This window comes from Methylobacterium sp. 1A (genome assembly GCF_058072805.1).
Genome location: NZ_JBYQVE010000003.1, coordinates 481,760 through 499,498, shown reverse-complemented (window position 1 = coordinate 499,498; position 17,739 = coordinate 481,760). Strand labels below are relative to the sequence as shown.

The 17,739-nt window shown below is 68.5% G+C and carries 19 protein-coding genes; 7 read left to right on the top strand and 12 right to left on the bottom strand.

Annotated elements, in window-relative coordinates; translation table 11 throughout:
• Window positions 1–8: 8 nt before the first annotated feature.
• Genes ACX9MN_RS33960 through ACX9MN_RS33930 form a run of 7 tightly spaced genes read right to left on the bottom strand, consistent with a single transcriptional unit; the run spans window position 9 to window position 5,834 of the window.
• Window positions 9–707 (bottom strand): glycosyltransferase family 2 protein, encoded by a 699-nt coding sequence (locus ACX9MN_RS33960; protein WP_489726614.1) that lies wholly within the window; start codon window positions 705–707, stop codon window positions 9–11.
• Between the two features lie 3 nt (window positions 708–710).
• Window positions 711–1,763: a radical SAM protein gene (locus ACX9MN_RS33955; RefSeq protein ID WP_489726613.1), complete on the bottom strand. Its 1,053-nt coding sequence runs from the start codon at window positions 1,761–1,763 to the stop codon at window positions 711–713.
• Window positions 1,760–3,118, bottom strand: a complete 1,359-nt coding sequence (locus ACX9MN_RS33950) for an MptA/MptB family glycosyltransferase (protein ID WP_489726612.1) — start codon at window positions 3,116–3,118, stop codon at window positions 1,760–1,762. The genes ACX9MN_RS33955 and ACX9MN_RS33950 overlap by 4 nt, the downstream gene beginning before the upstream one ends.
• Entirely contained in the window at window positions 3,115–3,858 is a 744-nt protein-coding gene (locus tag ACX9MN_RS33945) for a TIGR04282 family arsenosugar biosynthesis glycosyltransferase (RefSeq protein ID WP_489726611.1), read from the bottom strand. Before ACX9MN_RS33945 ends, ACX9MN_RS33950 begins: the two co-directional genes overlap by 4 nt.
• A 19-nt stretch (window positions 3,859–3,877) precedes the next feature.
• Window positions 3,878–4,408 carry a hypothetical protein gene (locus tag ACX9MN_RS33940; RefSeq protein ID WP_489726610.1) on the bottom strand — a complete coding sequence of 177 codons (531 nt, stop codon included), beginning with the start codon at window positions 4,406–4,408 and terminating at the stop codon, window positions 3,878–3,880.
• Entirely contained in the window at window positions 4,405–5,178 is a 774-nt protein-coding gene (locus ACX9MN_RS33935; protein ID WP_489726609.1) for a molybdopterin-dependent oxidoreductase, read from the bottom strand. Before ACX9MN_RS33935 ends, ACX9MN_RS33940 begins: the two co-directional genes overlap by 4 nt.
• Window positions 5,175–5,834, bottom strand: a complete 660-nt coding sequence (locus ACX9MN_RS33930; protein WP_489726608.1) for a cytochrome b/b6 domain-containing protein — start codon at window positions 5,832–5,834, stop codon at window positions 5,175–5,177. Before ACX9MN_RS33930 ends, ACX9MN_RS33935 begins: the two co-directional genes overlap by 4 nt.
• A gap of 171 nt (window positions 5,835–6,005) precedes the next feature.
• Between ACX9MN_RS33930 and ACX9MN_RS33925 the strand changes: the two genes are divergently transcribed.
• Both ACX9MN_RS33925 and ACX9MN_RS33920 read left to right on the top strand, forming a co-directional pair.
• The gene (locus ACX9MN_RS33925; protein ID WP_489726607.1) at window positions 6,006–6,992 is read left to right on the top strand and encodes an AraC family transcriptional regulator; all 987 of its coding nucleotides are present in this window, start codon (window positions 6,006–6,008) and stop codon (window positions 6,990–6,992) included.
• 682 nt (window positions 6,993–7,674) lie between these two features.
• Window positions 7,675–8,559: an alpha/beta fold hydrolase gene (locus ACX9MN_RS33920; RefSeq protein WP_489726606.1), complete on the top strand. Its 885-nt coding sequence runs from the start codon at window positions 7,675–7,677 to the stop codon at window positions 8,557–8,559.
• Between the two features lie 61 nt (window positions 8,560–8,620).
• Here the strand turns inward: ACX9MN_RS33920 and ACX9MN_RS33915 are convergent, their stop codons facing one another.
• Entirely contained in the window at window positions 8,621–9,391 is a 771-nt protein-coding gene (locus tag ACX9MN_RS33915; RefSeq protein ID WP_489726658.1) for an SDR family NAD(P)-dependent oxidoreductase, read from the bottom strand.
• Window positions 9,392–9,601: 210 nt separating this feature from the next.
• Entirely contained in the window at window positions 9,602–10,291 is a 690-nt protein-coding gene (locus ACX9MN_RS33910) for an SDR family NAD(P)-dependent oxidoreductase (RefSeq protein ID WP_489726605.1), read from the bottom strand.
• A gap of 100 nt (window positions 10,292–10,391) precedes the next feature.
• Between ACX9MN_RS33910 and ACX9MN_RS33905 the strand changes: the two genes are divergently transcribed.
• Entirely contained in the window at window positions 10,392–11,324 is a 933-nt protein-coding gene (locus tag ACX9MN_RS33905; protein WP_091977559.1) for a LysR family transcriptional regulator, read from the top strand.
• 14 nt (window positions 11,325–11,338) lie between these two features.
• On the opposite strand, the gene ACX9MN_RS33900 is transcribed toward ACX9MN_RS33905, so the two are convergent.
• Complete coding sequence (locus ACX9MN_RS33900; protein ID WP_489726604.1) at window positions 11,339–12,055, bottom strand: SDR family oxidoreductase; 717 nt, start codon at window positions 12,053–12,055, stop codon at window positions 11,339–11,341.
• Between the two features lie 56 nt (window positions 12,056–12,111).
• Window positions 12,112–12,786, bottom strand: coding sequence for a peroxiredoxin-like family protein (locus ACX9MN_RS33895; protein WP_489726603.1), 675 nt, complete (start codon window positions 12,784–12,786; stop codon window positions 12,112–12,114).
• Between the two features lie 120 nt (window positions 12,787–12,906).
• On the opposite strand from ACX9MN_RS33895, the gene ACX9MN_RS33890 reads away from it, so the two are divergent.
• The 4 genes from ACX9MN_RS33890 to ACX9MN_RS33875 all read left to right on the top strand — a co-directional run bounded on the left by ACX9MN_RS33890 (window position 12,907) and on the right by ACX9MN_RS33875 (window position 16,668).
• Complete coding sequence (locus ACX9MN_RS33890) at window positions 12,907–13,812, top strand: LysR family transcriptional regulator (protein ID WP_489726602.1); 906 nt, start codon at window positions 12,907–12,909, stop codon at window positions 13,810–13,812.
• Window positions 13,813–13,909: 97 nt separating this feature from the next.
• Window positions 13,910–14,680, top strand: a complete 771-nt coding sequence (locus tag ACX9MN_RS33885) for an enoyl-CoA hydratase/isomerase family protein (RefSeq protein ID WP_091977565.1) — start codon at window positions 13,910–13,912, stop codon at window positions 14,678–14,680.
• Between the two features lie 31 nt (window positions 14,681–14,711).
• Window positions 14,712–15,566, top strand: coding sequence for an alpha/beta fold hydrolase (locus ACX9MN_RS33880; RefSeq protein ID WP_489726601.1), 855 nt, complete (start codon window positions 14,712–14,714; stop codon window positions 15,564–15,566).
• A gap of 136 nt (window positions 15,567–15,702) precedes the next feature.
• Window positions 15,703–16,668 carry an alpha/beta fold hydrolase gene (locus ACX9MN_RS33875; RefSeq protein WP_489726600.1) on the top strand — a complete coding sequence of 322 codons (966 nt, stop codon included), beginning with the start codon at window positions 15,703–15,705 and terminating at the stop codon, window positions 16,666–16,668.
• A 173-nt stretch (window positions 16,669–16,841) separates the two neighbouring features.
• Here the strand turns inward: ACX9MN_RS33875 and ACX9MN_RS33870 are convergent, their stop codons facing one another.
• The gene (locus ACX9MN_RS33870; RefSeq protein ID WP_489726657.1) at window positions 16,842–17,474 is read right to left on the bottom strand and encodes a tyrosine-type recombinase/integrase; all 633 of its coding nucleotides are present in this window, start codon (window positions 17,472–17,474) and stop codon (window positions 16,842–16,844) included.
• Window positions 17,475–17,739: the final 265 nt, after the last annotated feature.

Genomic DNA, 17,739 nt, shown 5'->3' with positions numbered 1-17,739 from the left:
CGTCGACCTCACGCGCCCCGCGCCGGCCCTGCGGCGACGCGCAGGTAGGTCGCGCCGATCCGCGTGGCGGCTCGCAGCGTCCCACCGAGCGAACCGGCCACCTTCGAGGATCCGCCGAGACGGCGGCGGTAGGGCATCGGCACCTCGCGGATGCGCAGGCCTGCGCGGGCGGCCTGCATCTGCATCTCGATGTTCCAGCCGTAGGTCAGCTCGCGCAGGTCGAGGGCCCGCAGCGCGGCGCGGTCGATGGCGCGGAAGGCGCACATGTCGGTGTAGCGGACGCCGTAGCGCAGGCCGATGCCGAGGCCGGCGAGGCGGCCGGCGAGCACTTGGTGCCAGAGCATCGACCCGGGCTCGCGGCGCCCCAGGGTGCGCGAGGCGAGGACCATGTCGTGGTGGCCGGCGAGCACCGGCCCGGCGATCCGGTCGATCAGGTCGCCGCGGTCCGCGCCGTCGCCGTCGAGGTAGACGATCACGCGCGAGGCCGGGGCGGCCGCGGCCGCCCCGAGCGCGCAGGCCCGGCCGTAGCCGCGCCCGGCCTCGATCACCCGGGCGCCCGCGGCCCGGGCGATGGCCTGCGTCCCGTCGGTCGAGCCGCTGTCGGCGACGATGACGTCGGCCGCGTAGGCCGGTGGGATCTCGCGGATCACCGCGCCGATCGCCTCGACCTCGTTCAGGGTCGGGATGACGATGCTGACCGGATGCATCGCTCAGAGACTCCAGCGTAGGCCGCAGTTCCGGCACGGGGCGGGCGGCACGTCGGAGAGGAGCGACGTCCGGAAGTCGCGATAGGCCGCGCCGTTCCAGATCTCCCGGAGCGTGGCCTGCGTGGCGTCGCCCAGCGTGTAGTTGGAATAGCCGCGCACCGAGAATGGCGCGATGCAGCAGGGCAGCGCCCGTCCGTGGGCGGTGAAGTACATCAGGGACCAGGGTCGCCGACAGGTGGCCCAGGCGCGGTCCTCCTGCTGCTTCAGGCTAATCCCGGGCTCTGTCGCGCCCGAGGCGTCGAGCGTCACCCCCAGCGAGCGGCCCAGAGCCTCGGCCTCGGCGATCGCCGCGGCCTCCTCGGCCCGCGCGCTCTCGAACAGCGACAGGTCGGCGCGGGCCATGCCGTACCCGTCCTCGTCGAAGACGAGGCGCTGCAGGTGAACCTCGGTCACGCCCATCTCGGCGGCGAGCCGCACGAAGGTCGGTAGCTGGTCGACGGTCTCCTTGAGGCCCGTCAGCCAGAGCGAGACCCGGGGCGTCGTGGCGCCACTCGCCTTCTGGAACGCGACGAACTTGCCGACGTCGCGCACGATGCGGTCGAAGAAATCCTTGCCGCGCACCTTGCGGTACGTGGCCCGGTCGGCAGCGTCGAGGGACACGCGCAGCTCGTCGAGACCGGTCTCGATCAGCTCCCGGAAGCGCTTCGGCTGCATCAGGGTGCCGTTGGTGTTGAACAGGACGTAGGTGCCGCGATCCTTGAGGTAGCGGACCATCCGCGGCAGGTCCTTGACCAGCATCGGCTCGCCGACCCCGTGGAGCACGACCCGGGCGACATTCGGCACCTGGTCGACGATCCGCGTGAACAGATCCCAGCTCATGTCTGCCGGGGGCTCCAGGGTCTCGAAGGTGCGCGGGCAGGTCTCGCACAGCAGGTTGCAGCGGTTCGTGACCTCCAGATAGAGGCAGACCGGCGGCGCCAAGGCCTCGGAGGCGCGGTCGGCACCGATCGCCTCGAAGTAGCGGCGCGGATCCTTCAGGGCGGCTGAGGCCGTCATCGGGCGGTTCCTTCCGGAAGGGCGGCGAGGGGCGCAGTGCGGGCCTGCCACAGCGCGCGGGCGGCCAGGACCAGGGCCGGGACGAAGACCAGCGACGGCCAGAGGAAGCGGTCGTTAAACGGATCGATCAGGAACAGGATCGGCGCCGCGCCGAGCCAGATCAGGGCTGGGGCCGGCGCGGCCACCGCGGGCAGCGCCAGCCAGGGGTAGTACCAGGCGTAGTGCGGACTCGCCGCGCAGGTGGTGAGGGCTGCGAGGAGCCCGGCATCGCGGCACAGCGCGACCGCGTCGGGCGCGGGTGCCCGGTCCCGGCCGAAGGCAATCCGGAGCGCGAGTGCGGCGAGCGTCAGGCCGGCGCAGACCAGATAGGTCCGCAGCAGGCCCTGAGTGCTGAGGCCCAGGTGGCCGAGCCCGGCGAGCAGCCAGTACCCTGCGCCGGTCTCGTACCCCTCCTCGGCCCCGTACCCCCCGGCGAAGCCGAGTACGTTCGCGCCGGCGCCGAGATAGGGCAGGTAGAGGACCGCGATCAAGGCCGCCCCGACGAGCATCGGCCGCCACAGCCGGCCACCGCGCACGAAGGCGGGCGCCACCGCGACGGGTAGAACCTTCACCAGCGTTGCCGCGCCGAGGAGCGCGCCCGCGAGCCCGTACCGACGGCGGGTGCGGGCTAGCAGCGCGAGGCCGAGGAGGCCGATCGCCACGGCATCGACGTGCCCGTCGCGGGCGAAGGACCACAGGGCGAGCGGGTTCCAGGCGTAGATCAGGATCCGGGCCGACGGCAGGCCGGCGCCGCGCAGGATCGCGAGCATCGCCAGCACGCCCAGGGCCTCGAAACCCAGCATCGCCAGCTTCATCCCGGTGACGCCGTGCGAGACTTGGCCTACGGCGGCGAACACCATCTGCGCCGCGGGCGGGTAGATCGTGCGGGCGTAATCCTTCCGGTTGATCAGCGGGTAGACCGCCGGATCGCGCAACTGTTCGAGGACCGGATCGGCCGGGATGTAGCGGTAGGGGTTGATTCCCGCGGCCTGGACCTGCCCGTCCCAGACGTAGCGGTAGATGTCGGTCGACAGGAACGGCGGTGCCAGCAGCAGCGCGGCCCGCATCAGCACGGCGACGCCGAGGATCGTCCACAGGGCGGTCCGCGGCAGCCGCTCCCGCAGCACGAGGCGCACGGCGAGGAGGTAGGCTATGAGGTCGAGGAGTACGACGCATACGATTGCGCCGGAGTCGGCCGCCGAGCCGAGGTCTTCGGCGCCCGGCACGTGGATCGCGAGCGCGCCGACATTCACGGCCAGCAGCACGAGGCCGACGGCCGCGAGCCGGCGCGCGGGGCTGGCGAAGAGCCGAGTCATGCCGATACGGCCTCCGATGTCTCCAGAAGCCGCGTCAGGATTGCACGCGTCGCCGGGGCGGCGTAGCCGGTCCTGTCGGCCGAGAGCCGGGCGAGCGAGGCCGCGTCGTCGACGTCGTACCAGGGCTCGAGCTCGACTAGGGCGAGGCCGATCTCGCGCGCCCGGGCGCGGGTGGCGGCCGCGACGGTGTCGGTGCTCCAGGCGATGTCGGCGAACAGGCGGGCGTGGGCCTGCTTGAGGCCGAGGATGTAGTAGCCGCCGTCGTCGCAGGCGCCGAGCACGGCCCGATCCCCGGGCGCGAGCAGAAGCCGGGCCGCCAGGACGAGGAGGCGCGTCGGAAGGGTCGGGATGTCGGAGCTCAGCACGCAGGCTGCCGCATGTCCGTGCGAGAGCATGCCCTCAATGGCCTGCAGCAGGCAGCGGCCGAAGCCTTCGACCGCCGCCGGTGCTGGTGTGCTTCCATCCGCGAGTACGAGGTCCGTTCCGACGGCCAGATGGGGGACGACCAAGGTCTTCGCGTGCCGTGGTGCGTAGGCCGCGTAGGCGGCGATCGGTGCGGCGCGCGCCGCCTCCTGGATGTTGGCGGTCGTGTCGCGCAGGAAGGCGGCGCTCAGGTGCGCGGCCTGGTCGGGACTCAGCGGCGGGCACAGCCGCGTCTTGGAGCGGCCGCTGCGCGGCGCCTTGGCCATCACGCCGATCGCACAGGTGGCGGACGATCCGGACGTCGATCTCGGTGCCATCTCCCAGAGTCCTCCGTGATCAGTGGAAGGGCCGGACGATGCCGACGCGGAGCGTCTCATCCGGCGGGATCGTGGTGGCCGAGCCGGTCGCGAAGGTCGGCAGCGCGTGCAGGCGCTCCGGCGTCAGGCCCATGAGGGCGACGTACTCGCCGAGCAGCGCGACCGCCTCGACCGGTACGGCCACGAGCCGGGGGCCGAACCCGGTCCAGGCGACGGAGCGGAGGCCGAGCCAGGTCAGGCCGAGGCTCCCGTCGAGCCGGATGACGACCTCCGCGGTCCCGTCGTCGCGACGGACGAGCCCCGCGATCCGGCCGAGGACGGGCTGCGATTCCTCCGGCTGGAGCAGGAAGCGGCCGGCGAGATCGCCGACGCGCACCGGCTGAGGAAACCGTCCGGCGGCGCGCCCGGCCATCTCGGGTGCGGTCATGCCGGGGGTCGGCATGTGGTCGGGCGCCGGCGAGGGGCCTGCGGTCTGCGCCCACCCCGGGGCGACAAGGGCGAGCGTGAGGAGGAACGCGCCGCAGGCGCGCAGGATCGCGGAGGCGCTCATATGCCGGCGAACCAGTTGAACCCGCGGCTCTCCCAGTAGCCGCCCGGATACGTGTTGGTGACCTCGATGGCCGTGATCCACTTCGGGTTCTTGAAGCCGAGCTTGACCGCGGTGCGTAGGCGCAGCGGGTACCCGTAGGGGTCGGGCAGCTCCTCGCCGGCGTAGCGGGTGGCGAGCAGCGTCTGCGGGTGCAGCGCGCTGGCCATGTCGATGCTGCTCGGGTAGTCGTCCGCCGTCTTGAAGGCGACGTACTTGGCGGAGAGGTCGGCGCCGACCCGTTCGAGGAACGCGCGGAGCGGCACGCCCGACCACTGCCCGATATAGTCCCAGCCCTCCACGCAGACGTGGCGTATGATGATCTCGCGCTCGGGAAGTTCCGCGATCTGCCGGCGCGTCCAGGGCCGCTTGTCGGAGATCAGCCCGGCGAGCTCGAGCCGCCACGCCTCGCCGTCGACCGGCTTCACGTCCTCAACGTCGTAGTAGGCGTTGAAGCGCGGGGGCTTAAGCACCTGCGATGCGGGGTACTCGGGCGCGAGCTTGTGGGGATCGAATAGGGCGGCCTGGACGCCGTCGTTGAAGTCCGAGACCGCGCGGAGCGCCCGACCGACCGCGGTCGTATCGGTCACGTCGCAGCCGGTGAGCAGGGTGAGCGCGCCCAGCGTCAGGCCGCCGCGCAGCAGACCGCGCCGCTCGAGCTGCCGGACCAGGGGGCGGTAGTCGTCGAGGATGCCGGGATCCGGCACCTTGAGGGGGCGGAAGGGCGACCTCATCGCGCTGCCTCCCGGGCCACGGCCGGGAGGGCAGGCTGGCGGACCGGGCCGCCGGTCAGCATCGCCCACAGCGTGCGCGGTACGAGCACGGCAAGGACGACGTGGATGGCAAGGAAGCCAGCCAGCACTGCCATGCCGGCGAAGTGGACGAGGCGCGCGCCCTGGAAGCCGCCGAGCAGCGCGACGAGGCCCGAGAACTGGACCGGCTTCCAGATGGCGAGGCCGCTGACGACTTGGCCGATGCCGGCCAGGATAGCGACGATGTAGAGGATCTTCTGGACGGCGTTGTAGGTCGTCAGGTCCTCGTGGGCGAGCTTGAGCCGCAGCGTGTCACGGACCGTCTGCACGATGTCGCGCGGCCGGATCGGCAGGAGGCGCTCGCGCAGGCGCCCGGTCGCGACGCCGTAGACGAGATAGGCGCCGCCATTGGCAACCAGCAGCCACATGGCGGCGAAATGCCAGAGCAGGCTCTCGGCCGCCCAGGATCCGAGCCGGATCGCCTTAGAGAAGTACACGCCATGGATGATGACGGAATCGTCGTAGATGCCCCAGCCGGAGCCGATCAGCACGACCATCGCCACGGCGTTCGTCCAGTGCATGACCCGCACAGGCCATGGGTGCAGGCGAGGGGCGGATATGATCGAGTTCACCCTCATGATAACGGCATCCCTCGTGTATTTACATCGAATACTTGGCTACTTTTGTGAGTCATGGAATCGATAACATTCACTAAATGCCGACAAAATCGGTTTGCTTCATCTTGTTGGCGTCTATAATCGATTGTCGACGCCGATCTTGATGCACTGACAGGAGCACGCAGAGGTCCGATGTCCTGCGATATTTTCTCACGTCTGTTCACGACCTTGTCCGTACAGGTCCATGCGTTCGCATTCTGTGAGATCCAGACCGGGTGGGAGCTGGCGAAGAACGGCATGGCCGACGCGATCCTGGTCCATTACGTTCTCGCGGGCTCCGGGATGATCGCGGTCGAAGGTCAGGAGCCTCAGAGCTTCGGACCGAATTGCATGGTGATCCCACCTCGTGGCATGCGGCACTCGATTGGTTTCGCTGGAGCCACCCGAACGGTTACGGCCGAAAACGCGCGCAGAACTCTTCCGGACGGCCTCATCGCGTTGACCGCCGGCGATGGAAGTCGAGACATTTTGCTGGCCTGCGGATCCATCTCGGCGCGGTATGCTGGCGCGCTCGGTCTTTTCGACCGGTTGCACGATGCGTTGATTGAAGATTTGTCCGACAGTGACAGATTACGTCACGCTTTCGCTTTCATGATTGAGGAGCTCGTCCAGCCAAGTCTCGGAACGCAGGAGGTGACGAGCGCACTCATGAAGCAGTGCCTCGCGATCCTGCTTCGGATCCATCTGAAGGAGAAAGGCGCTCGATCTCCGATCTTCGAAGCGCTGCGCGATCCGAGGCTCGTTCCGGCGATCGCGGCTGTCCTCGATGCGCCCGGGGCGCAGCATACGGTCGATAGCTTGGCTGCGCTCTGTGGAATGAGCCGTTCCGGTTTCGCCGAGCGCTTCTCCGCCACCTTCGGTGAGGGCCCGATCGAGTATCTGCAGCGGGCGCGTCTTCAATTGGCAGCCAAGCTGCTGGCGTCCTCGCCCATGCCCGTAAAGGTCATCTCCGAGAGCGTCGGTTACGCCAGCCGCAGTTACTTCTCGCACGCCTTCAAGGCCGCTTACGGGTGCGATCCGAGCGCCTACCGCGCTCATGCCACGAGCGCGGCCCGATCGCTGGACCCACAGTCCGGCCTCGGGATCGATGTCGCTCGGCCGGACGCCGAACAATCTTGAGCACACAGGCTGGCGGGGATCTTCCGGGTCGGACACGAGCACCAAGGGCATTGCCACCATCAACGTCGGACAGTCTGGTCAGGAATTCGCACCCGTGGAAGCCGTCCGGCGTGCGTTATCGTTCAAATCTGGTGCTGTGGCTCGGTCTTGCTGGTTCAAGAAAGCAGATCCGTCTATAGACGATCCTCGGACGTGATGATCCGGACCGCGGCGGGCGCGCTGCATTCGCGAAACGGCTTACAACCATTTGACGATGCGGGATTTCGAGATCCGCGCTCTTTGATATGCCCGGCGCTTCCGGAGGACTGCCGCTCATCAAGGCTGGAAGATCTCGGTATCAAGACCCGCCGCATCGCTCGATCATGCCCGGCGAGAGCGAGTCACGGGCGCTCGGCTTCTTTGGGCCGATGATCTGATCCGGTGAAATGACAGCCTACTAGACGAAGACGAACATCGAATGCTGCATGACGACCTTCTTGGCGGACGATCGAAGTCGGCCGACTGAATCCGTGCCGTCCCTGGACATCATGGCGCTTCGGGTGGCGAGGCGTGGGCGTACGGCTCCAGGCCTGCCGCCGAGTCAGGAACAGAGTCGCACCGTAATTCCTGCAAGAAGCTGAAGACCAGAGATGTTGGCCTGCAGGCTGGATGTTCTGCCACCCAGAATACGAAAGGACATGTCTTGCCATCGATCCTCGCGCCTGGCGCGCATAGCATCGCCGTGAACGGTATAGATCAACATTATCACGTCTCAGGCATCGGACCCTATTGCATCGTGCATGCCGGCGGCCCCGGCATCGAGGCCAGCTACTTGCGATTGCCTCTGCTCGAAGAGAACCTGACCATGGTGTATCTGGACCCGATCGGCACGGGATCGTCCGGACACGTCGCGACCCATCCCCTGGGGTACAGCGTAGACCGCTTCTCCGAACAGCTGCTCGCGTTCATCGACGCGGCCGGCATTGCCGATCCCTACCTGCTCGGCCACTCGCACGGTGCCTTCGTGGTGCTGGAGGCAGCGCTCAAGCGGCCGGAAGGACTCGCGGGCTTGATTCTGTATTCAGGCGCTGCCTACACGGGCGGCACCTTCATGGCCGATGCGAGCGCTGAGATCGCCGCCTTCGTGGTACGCGATGCGGGCACGACGGAAGCCGAAGCGGTCGAGAGGGCCTGGGCCTCGATTCCCTCCATCCGCACGGATGCAGCCTACACGGCGGCCTTGCGCGACCTCCTGCCGGCCTATGTCTCGGACTTCCGGCGCTGGACCGACAGCCTCGAGACCCTGCAACGCCGGCTCCGGGCGACCCTGCTGGTCGGCGATGGCCAAGCCTTCGACGTTCGCGACCGCCTTGCCACCCTGCAGGTTCCGGCGCTCGTCGTCACCGGAACCAACGACTTCATCCTCGGCCCGCGCCACGCGGCGTTGCTGGCGGATCTGCTACCGCGGGCGCAGCTCAGGATCTTCGAGAAGAGCGGCCACTTCGCCCATATCGAGGAGGCCCGCGCGTTCGCGGAGGCGGTCCTTCGCTTCACCGGACGTCCAGACCGCGTGTTGGCCGGCGTATGACGGTCGTGCGCGCCTGAGGATCCCCGGCCTCGGGCGCTCCACCGAGGCGCTGCGGGCCCGCCTAGGGCAGCGGTACACCGGACAGCGTCGCGCACCGGTCCAGCAGAGCCTCCTGCAGCCCGACGCTCTGGGTGCCGGGCGCCGGCGATTTCTCGCGCTGGTGATAGAAGTACCGGCCCGTGACATGGGTGGCCGGGTCGTCCCCGACCGCCAGCCAAGCCTGGGTCACGGGCGCGGCGGCCATATCGTCCGGCGCACCGGGACCGCCCATATGGGTCGGTACCCAGCCCGGTTCGAGGGCGTTCGACCGCACCGCGGGCCAGCGTCGCGCCACGCCGAAAGCCAGCAGGACGTCCAAGAACTTCGTTCCCGCGTACGCTTGCGATCCGCTCCAGCGCCGGCTGGTCCATTGCAGGTCGTCCATGTCCGGGATCCCGCCCGGATGCATGCCCGAACTCAGGTAGACGAGGCGGTCGGGCTTCTCCATCAAGGCCGTGAGCACGTAGGGCGCCAGAACGTTGATCGCGAAGAGATGGCTCAGACCATCCTCGGTCACGATCCGGTGCGCCTCGCGATAGCCGATGCCGACATTATGGATGACGGCGTCGAAGCGCCCGATCGCGTTGGCCTGCTCGGCCACGGATCGCATGCCGGCGATGGTGACGACATCGCCGATGACGATCCGGGCCGCGTTCGGAAGCGCCCGTCGCGCAACCTCGCCGCGATCGGCGTTCCGCGCATGTAGCACGACCTCATGGCCCTCGGCGGACAGGCGCTGGCCCGCCATAAGCCCAAGGCCGTCCGACGATCCGGTGATGAGGATGCGAGTCATCGTCAGCCCTTCAACAATGCCTCGGCCAAGACCGGCCTCGGAGGGCGCCACAGCGGCACGGCTGCCCTTCCATCGTGCGTCGCGAATGCCGGCTTGGCAGCACCGCACCATGTGATGTCGGGTGGCCCCGCGCGGCAACTCCCCTCTGGTGGACACTGCCTGCCGCGGTGCGTGGGTGGCACATATCCGGTTCGCCTGGCGGGCAGCCGGTCACCAGGGAAGCGGATTGTTGAACCGGTTGACGTAGCGCAGCCCGGCCGAGCCGCGGTTCGCCGCGATCATATCGACCACGCGCGGGATGCTCTCCTCGACAGACAGAGTCGCGTCGCCGCCGCCCATCTCGGTCCGCACCCAGCCGGGGGCGACGAGGAGCAGGGCGTGCCCGTCCTCGGGGTGCTTCGCCGCATAGCCCTTCATGAGCATGTTGAGAGCGGCCTTGCTGGACGCGTAGAGCTGCCAGCCGCCGGTGGCGTTCGCGATGCTCCCCAGCTCGGAGCTCATGATCCCGATGGTGCCGCCGGCCGGCACCAGATCCCGCAACAGTTCGACCGCGCGCACGGGCGAGAAGGCGTTGGTCAGCATCATGTCGAGAAAGTCGGTCTCGCGCGCGTCGACCGGGCTGGCCTCGATCGCGCGCGCGATGCCGGCATTGATGAACAGGACGTCGACGCGTCGACCGCTCAAGCGCTCGCGCAGCGCGCGGATCGAGCCCGCGTCGTTGATGTCGACCGGCTGGATCTCGAGGCTGTCGGGGAAGCGGTTCGCGAGCGTCGCGAGCTGGTCGGAGCGGCCGCGTGCCGTTGCGATCACGCGCCACCCGCGCCCAAGCCACTCCTCCGCGAGGGCGAGACCCAGTCCGCGCGACGCGCCGACGACGAGCGCCGTGGATTGCCCTGTCATGAGAGCCTCCTCTGAATTGCTTCGGCTCCATGTGGCGCAGCAGCGCGCGAGAAATTAGCGTCGTTCTGTCAGATCATTCCGGACGTGGAGTCATGGAACGATGCCGTACGATGGCCGGCTGCTGGCCGGCGTGACGATCCTAATGGCGGTGGTCGAGGCCGGGACGATGACCCGGGCCGCCGAGGCCCTCGGGCTCACCCAGTCGGGAGTGGGACGTGCCATCCAGCGTCTGGAGGCTCGCGTCGGCGTGCGCCTGCTCGATCGCACGACCCGGACCTTGCGGCTCACCGACGAGGGGCGACGCTTTTGGGAGCGGGTCGGCCCGCATCTCGACGGGATCGAGGCCGCGGCCCTGGAGGCTGCGGGCAGTGCTCAGACGGTGCGCGGCCGTCTGCGCGTGAATGTCGATCCGTTCTTCTCGCGCCTGGTTCTGTCGCGGGAACTGGCGCGCTTCCTCGCGATCCATCGCGAGTTGCGGCTCGAACTGATCATGCGCGACCAGATCGGCGATCTCGTCGCCGACGGGTTCGATATGGCGCTCCGGTTCGGGGATCCGCCGGTGGCGGGCTTCACCGCGCGCAAGCTGCTGGAGACGCGGATCCTGACGGTCGCGGCGCCGGCGTACTTGGCAGCGCATGGCCGCCCCGCGCACCCGCGCGACCTTCGCGAGCACGCCTGCATCGACTATCAGGATCCGTTGACGGGCCGTCCCTTCGCCTGGGAGTTCCGCCGGGGCGACGAGGTCGTGCCGGTGCGGCAGCCGGCACGCCTGATGGTGTCGGACGTCGAGACGATGATCGGCGCCTGTTGCGAGGGCGCGGGGATCGCGCAGGTCATGCAGCTCGGCAGCCGGAATATCGTAGCGAGCGGCAAGCTCATCGAGATCTTCCCGGATTGGCCCGACGAGACCTTCCCCCTGTACGCGATCTACCCGTCGCGCCAGCATCGCGCCGCCAAGGTGCGCGCCTTCACCGAATGGTGCCTGCAACTGGTCGGCGGCGACAACGAGCTCGATGCCATCGCGACCCGGTGAGCCGCGTCCGGGAGCTACAGCGCCGCCCGGCCGATCGAGGCACCGCCGTCGACGTAGAGCGTCTGCCCCGTCATGAACGCCGCCCCATCCGACATCAGGAACGCGATGGCTGCTGCGATCTCCTCCGGCTGTCCGAAGCGGCCCATCGGCACCCCGGCGAGGTAACGCGTCTCGCCCTCGCTGCCCGGCGGGTTGTTGGCCCGGAACAGCTCGGTCTCGGTCGGGCCCGGCGCGACTGCGTTGACGGTGATCCCGGTCGTGGCGAGCTCGAGCGCCCAGGAGCGTGTGAAGCTGACGAGCGCCGCCTTCGCGGCCGCATAGGCCGTGCGCTCGACGCTGCCGAGGACAGTCAGGCTGGCGATGTTGACCACCCGGCCCCAGCCGCGCTTGCGCATGCCCGGCAGGATCGCCTGCACGGTTTGGACCGCCGGGTGGAGGTTGACGCGTAGGACCTCGTCCAGCGCGGGGATCTCGACCGCCCCGAGCCGCTGCGGCCGGACCAGTCCGACATTGTTGACCACGCCGTCGAAGGCGAAGCGTCCGGTCAAGTCCGTGAGGACAGCGTCGGTGGCGTCGCCGTCGGCGAGGTCGACCGGCACGAGCGTGCCGGGGAAGCCGTCGAGACCGCGGCGCGCGAGGCCGACGACGTGGTGGCCCGCGCCGGCGAGACGGTGGGCCAGCGCCAGCCCGATGCCCTTGCTGGCGCCGGTTACGAGAACGGTTCGGGACATTCTGAAGCTCCTTCAGGCCGCGCAGCCGCCGACGCGGCCCGGGCGCCGTGTCTTGGTCAGGCGGGAACGGAGGCGGCGCGGCGGAGCGCCGGCAGCATGTCGTCGGGCTCGGGCCGGCGCGTGTAGTCCGGGTTCACCTCGGCGTAGAGGATCACGCCGTCCTGCCCGACGACGAAGCGCCCGGGCATCGGCAGGGTCCATCTCGGATCACCGTTGAACGCCGGCAGGTCGTTCTTCAGGCTCTTGTAGAGGTCGACGAGGTAATCGGGCAGCGCGAAGCGCAGGCCGAACGCGGCTGCGACGTCGTTGTGCGGGTCGGACAGGATCGGGAAGCCGAGCGCGTTCTGGCGGACCGATTTCCGGCTGTTGGCCGCCGTCTGCGGCGAGAGGGCGACGAGGCTTGCGCCCAGGTGCTCGAATTGCGGCAGCGCTTCTTGAAGCGCCTGCAGCTCCATGTTGCAGTAGGGGCACCACACGCCGCGATAGAAGCTGATCACGAGCGGCCCGCGCTGCAGCAGGGTCGCCGACGAGACGGGCTGACCCTCCGGATCGTTGAGCCTGAAGGCCGGAGCCCGGTCGCCGGCCCTGAGGGCGCGGGCGGCCGCGCCGGAGGCGATCAGCTCCGCGGTGGCCCGGTGCATCGTCCGGATCACCGAGGGCGGGACGTTGAAGGGGGGCTTGCCGGCCTCGAAGTCGGCCTTGAACGCGTCGAGCTTGGATTGCAGGGTCATGGTGCGGCTTCCGGAGACATCATCGCAGCGGCGCGGTGAGGACGGCTGGAGTGATGCGCCTCCCCCGATAGACAGGGCAGGCGGCCCGGGGCGATAACGCTCATTCCAGGGAGGAATGGCGTGGACCGGTATCAGGCGATGGCCACCTTCGTACGGGTCGTCGAGTCCGGCTCCTTCTCGGGCGCCGCGCGGCTCCTGAACGTCGGCCAGCCTGCCGTCTCCAAGACGATCGCGCAGCTGGAGAACCGGCTTCAGGTCAGCCTGCTCGTCCGCTCGACCCATGGCCTGAGCCCCACCGAGGCAGGCCTGCGCTTCTACGAGCGGGCACGGGCCGCCATCGCCGAGGCGGACGAGGCCGAGCGCGCGGCCCGCGGCGCGGGAGCCGGGCTCTCGGGCCGGCTGCGCGTCTCGGCGGCGACCACCTTCGCGCGGCTCCACGTGGTGCCGATACTGCCGCGCTTTCTCGCCGAGCACCCGGACCTCGACATCGAGATCATCCTCGACGACCGGGTGATCGACCTCGTCAGCGAGGGGATCGACCTGTCGCTGCGCATGGGCGCCTTGCCGGACTCGACCGCCGTCGCACGCAAGCTCGCGACCGGGGCGCGCTCGGTCCTCGCCACCCCCGGCTATCTCGCCCGCGCGGGCGAGCCGCTCAGCCCGGCGGACCTCGCCGGGCACCAGGCGGTAATCTACAGCCAGCTGCCCGATGTCTGGTCCTTCACCCGGGCGGGGACCGAGGTCTCGGTCGCGGTGCAGGGCCGCGTGCGGGTCAGCGCGGCCGAGGGCCTGCGGGCTGCGGTCCTGGCCGATATCGGACTCACCGTCACGTCGGACTGGATGTTCGCTCCCGAGTTGGCGAGCGGCGCGGTGCGGCGGCTGCTGCAGGCCTGGACGCTGCCCCCGATCGATCTCTGGGCGGTCTTCCCCGCCGGCCGCATGGCGAGCGCCAAGGCACGGCTCTTCGCAGGCTTCGTCGAGGCAGCCATGGCCGAAGCCCGGGTGACCCATTCCACGGCGGCATAAGCCTTATCGCTCCGCGCCGTCATCCGCCGCCGGACGGAGCCGTCTACCTCGTCCTCACGCCGACCGAACGGGGCCGGCCACTACGAGGACAGCACCCATGGCCCGTTTCGACGCCTACCGCGACGCCTTCCCCAATGCCCGCCTGACCCGCAAGCCGAACGGCGTGCTGGAGGTTATGCTCCACACCGAAGGCGGCAAGCTCGTCTTCAACGGTCACACCCACGAGCAATTCGTCGACCTGTTCCACGCCATCGGCGAGGACCGCGACAACCGGGCGGTGATTCTGACCGGGACTGGCGACGCGTTCATGGACGCGATCAGCCCCGAGGGCTTCGATTTCTTCACGCCGCAGGGCTACGACAAGATCCTGCGGGAGGGCCGCAAGGTGCTGGGCAACATCCTCGACATCGAGGTGCCGATGATCACCGCGCTGAACGGCCCGGTCCTGCTGCACAGCGAGTACGCGCTGCTGACCGACATCGTGCTCGCGACGCCTGAGACGGTGTTCCAGGACAAGCCGCACTTCGAGTTCGGCATCGTCCCGGGCGACGGCATGCACATCCTGTGGCCCGAGGTGATCGGCTCGATCCGCGGGCGATACTTCCTGCTGACGCGGCAGGTCTTGGATGCCCAGACCGCCAAGGACTGGGGCGTAGTCAACGAGATCGTGCCGCGGGACCAGTTGCTGGCGCGGGCCCATGCGATCGCGGACGGCATCGCTGCTCTGCCGCCGCTCACCGGCCGCTATACGCGGATCGCGCTCACGCAGCGCCTGCGCCGGCTCGTCGAGGAGGGGACCGGCTACGGCCTCGCCCTGGAAGGCATCAGCGCCGCCGACGTGGCGCGGAACATGGCGGCGCAAGCCTGAGCGGTCAGCGCCCGACCTCACGGAGAGTCCCATGACCCAGATCCGCTACCGTACCGCCGACGTCGACGGGTTCACGATCTTCTACCGGGAGGCCGGAGACCCTGAGAAGCCGGCGCTTCTCCTGCTGCACGGCTTCCCCTCGTCCGGCCACATGTTCCGCGACCTGATCCCGCTCTTGGCGGACCGCTTCCACCTCGTCGCCCCCGACCTGCCGGGCTTCGGCCTATCGGAGTTCAAGCCGCGCGACGCCTTCACCTACAGCTTCGACGCGCTCGCGCAGGTCATCGGCCGCTTCACCGAGGTGATCGCGCTGGAGACCTACGCGCTCTATGTTTTCGATTACGGCGCGCCTACCGGCTTCCGGGTGGCCCTGGCGCATCCGGAGCGGGTGACGGCCATCATCTCGCAGAACGGCAACGCCTACGAGGAGGGGCTTAGCGAGGGCTGGAACCCGATCCAGCGCTACTGGCGGGACCGGAGCGACGCCAACCGCCAGGCCCTGCGGGAGCTGCTCACGCCGGCCTCGATCCGCTGGCAATACGAGCACGGTGTGCCGGACACGTCGCTGGTCTCGCCCGACGGCAGTGCTCTCGACGCGTGGTACATCCAGCGCCCGAGGGTCGACGAGATCCAGCTCGACCTCTTCGGCGACTATGCTAGCAACGTGGCACTCTATCCGGCCTTTCAGGCCTATTTCCGGGAGCATCGGCCGAAACTGCTGGCGATTTGGGGGAGAAACGATCCCTTCTTTCTGCCCGCCGGAGCGGAGGCGTTCCGGCGGGACCTGCCGGATGCGCAGGTGCGTTTTCTCGACACCGGGCACTTCGCCTTGGAGACGCATGCCGCGACTATTGCGGAGGCTATCGCGCGCTTCCTGCAGTCCTGAACCGAGAGGTTATCCAGGCCCTCACGCGAAGACGGACGCTGGGGGCAGGAGCCGCGCCGCATCGTGCGAGCCCGGGTCCCCCCGCGCTCGTTCCCCCGACCGCAGCATCCGATCTCACCGTTGAAGGAGCTGGACCATGCCGACACGGACCATCCTGGCCGCCGCGACCGCCCTGACCGTCGGGCATGGGACGCCGCAGCCGCTTCCGTTGGTCTCGGCCACGACGACCTACCATCGGGCCGCGATCGACGGCGTGGGCATCTTCTACCGCGAGGCCGGCCCGCGGGACGCGCCTACGGTCCTGCTGCTGCACGGGTACCCGTCGTCGTCGCGGCAGTGGGACCCGCTGCTGCCGCTACTCGCCGACCGCTACCACCTGATCGCTCCCGACTACCCGGGCTTCGGCCAGAGCGACGTGCCGTCTCCCGCGCAGTACACCTACACCTTCGACAATCTCGCGAAGACCACGGAGGCGTTGATTAGCCATCTCGGCATCGAGCGATACACGCTGTTCATGCAGGATTACGGCGGCCCGGTTGGCTTCCGCATGGCGCTGGCTCACCCCGAACGGGTCAGCGCGCTGATCGTCCAGAATGCCAACGCCTACGTGGAAGGTCTCGGCCCGAAGTGGCAGGGCATCGCCCAATACTGGGCAGACCCGGCGGCCCATCCCGAGCAGGTCGACGCCTTCACATCGCTTGAGGGAGCCACTCAGCGCCACTTTGGCACCAGCCCCAACAGCGAGCGGTACAACCCGGACACCTGGACGGACGAGTACGCCATCCTCGTTCGGCCGGGCGAGCGGGAGATCCAGGCGGCGCTGCTCTACGATTATCGCACCAACGTCGCGTCCTACCCGGCTTGGCAGGCCTGGATGCGCGGCCATCCGCTGCCGACGCTCGTGCTCTGGGGCCGCTACGACCCCTCCTTTATCGTGCCGGGCGCCGAGGCCTATCTGCGCGACACGCCGAAGGCGGAGCTGCACATCGTCGAGGCCGGGCATCTCGCGTTGGACGAGGCGGCGGACGATATTGCCCGCCTCACCCGCGACTTTCTCGGCCGCATCGAAACATCGGTACTACCATCATCGACCTACCGCTAAGCGCCGCCAGCATCGTCGAACGCTCGGTACTCGCATCGGCTGAGCTTTCGATCTGGCTTTGTAGGATGTCCGCTTCCAAGATACCGCCGAAGGCTGCCGGATGACCAAGATGGGCGCTTTGCTGCCGAGCTGGTTTGAAAGCCCCTCGACAATGGAGCTGAGGGGCCGAACGCTCAAATCTCAGTCCCTTCGGCCAGGGTCAGAGCATCTTCCACGTCGACACCAAGGTACCTGACCGTGCTCTCGATCTTGGTATGGCCAAGCAGGATCTGGACGGCACGCAGGTTGCCGGTCCGCTTGTAGATCAACGACGCCTTCGTGCGGCGGAGGGAATGGGTTCCGTAGTCCTCGCTGCGCAGCCCGACGCTCGTGACCCACTCATCGACCAGGCGCGCATACTGCCGGGTGCTGATGTGCGTGACGCCGTCGAGCCGGCTCGGGAAGGCATAGTCGTCGAGCGTTCCGCCCCTGGCCTCCAGCCATGCGAGGATGCTGGTACGGGCGGGTTCGAGCAATTCGAACTGCACTGGTCGGCCGGTCTTGCGCTGGATGACGATGGCGCGGCTGCGGACGCGACCACCGCTGACGAGGTCGCCAATCTTGAGCTTGACGATGTCGCAGCCGCGTAGCTTGCTGTCGATAGCGAGGTCGAACATCGCCCGGTCGCGTGTGCGCCGTTCGCGATCGAGCCAGAACCGGATGGCCCAGACCTGTGGAGGTTTGAGGGCTTGTTTGGCTCCGAGCTTGCGGCCAGAGTTCCAGGCCGGTCGCCCTTTCGTGGCTGGATCGTGTGCAGAATGTCCCATCATCTGTCTCCTCGCCGGCCCATGCCAGCGAGGCGAGGAGACACCCGAACCGAGGCTCTGAAGATGGGGGCATATGCGGACGTTCCGCTGGCGACTCACAAGAGACGTAGGAGAGGCCATCTCCCGTTCCCGATAGCGGAAACCGGATAGACACTGATCGCAGCACTTCCCCGGTTACGCGACGACAGCAGCGGCACGAGCAATCCGCTCCGAGCTACTTATTAAAGCGACGAATGATGCCGTTCTGCAACGCCACCGTTGATGT

Excerpts from the sequence above, each read along its gene's own strand:
- ACX9MN_RS33910 (WP_489726605.1), bottom strand. The coding sequence starts at position 10,291 with ATGACAGGGCAATCCACGGCGCTCGTCGTCGGCGCGTCGCGCGGACTG.
- ACX9MN_RS33905 (WP_091977559.1), top strand. The coding sequence starts at position 10,392 with ATGCCGTACGATGGCCGGCTGCTGGCCGGCGTGACGATCCTAATGGCG.
- ACX9MN_RS33955 (WP_489726613.1), bottom strand. The coding sequence starts at position 1,763 with ATGACGGCCTCAGCCGCCCTGAAGGATCCGCGCCGCTACTTCGAGGCG.
- ACX9MN_RS33950 (WP_489726612.1), bottom strand. The coding sequence starts at position 3,118 with ATGACTCGGCTCTTCGCCAGCCCCGCGCGCCGGCTCGCGGCCGTCGGC.
- ACX9MN_RS33875 (WP_489726600.1), top strand. The coding sequence starts at position 15,703 with ATGCCGACACGGACCATCCTGGCCGCCGCGACCGCCCTGACCGTCGGG.
- ACX9MN_RS33870 (WP_489726657.1), bottom strand. The coding sequence starts at position 17,474 with ATGGGACATTCTGCACACGATCCAGCCACGAAAGGGCGACCGGCCTGG.
- ACX9MN_RS33935 (WP_489726609.1), bottom strand. The coding sequence starts at position 5,178 with ATGAGGTCGCCCTTCCGCCCCCTCAAGGTGCCGGATCCCGGCATCCTC.
- ACX9MN_RS33900 (WP_489726604.1), bottom strand. The coding sequence starts at position 12,055 with ATGTCCCGAACCGTTCTCGTAACCGGCGCCAGCAAGGGCATCGGGCTG.
- ACX9MN_RS33885 (WP_091977565.1), top strand. The coding sequence starts at position 13,910 with ATGGCCCGTTTCGACGCCTACCGCGACGCCTTCCCCAATGCCCGCCTG.
- ACX9MN_RS33880 (WP_489726601.1), top strand. The coding sequence starts at position 14,712 with ATGACCCAGATCCGCTACCGTACCGCCGACGTCGACGGGTTCACGATC.
- ACX9MN_RS33945 (WP_489726611.1), bottom strand. The coding sequence starts at position 3,858 with ATGGCACCGAGATCGACGTCCGGATCGTCCGCCACCTGTGCGATCGGC.
- ACX9MN_RS33915 (WP_489726658.1), bottom strand. The coding sequence starts at position 9,391 with ATGACTCGCATCCTCATCACCGGATCGTCGGACGGCCTTGGGCTTATG.
- ACX9MN_RS33930 (WP_489726608.1), bottom strand. The coding sequence starts at position 5,834 with ATGAGGGTGAACTCGATCATATCCGCCCCTCGCCTGCACCCATGGCCT.
- ACX9MN_RS33895 (WP_489726603.1), bottom strand. The coding sequence starts at position 12,786 with ATGACCCTGCAATCCAAGCTCGACGCGTTCAAGGCCGACTTCGAGGCC.
- ACX9MN_RS33940 (WP_489726610.1), bottom strand. The coding sequence starts at position 4,408 with ATGAGCGCCTCCGCGATCCTGCGCGCCTGCGGCGCGTTCCTCCTCACG.
- ACX9MN_RS33960 (WP_489726614.1), bottom strand. The coding sequence starts at position 707 with ATGCATCCGGTCAGCATCGTCATCCCGACCCTGAACGAGGTCGAGGCG.
- ACX9MN_RS33925 (WP_489726607.1), top strand. The coding sequence starts at position 6,006 with ATGTCCTGCGATATTTTCTCACGTCTGTTCACGACCTTGTCCGTACAG.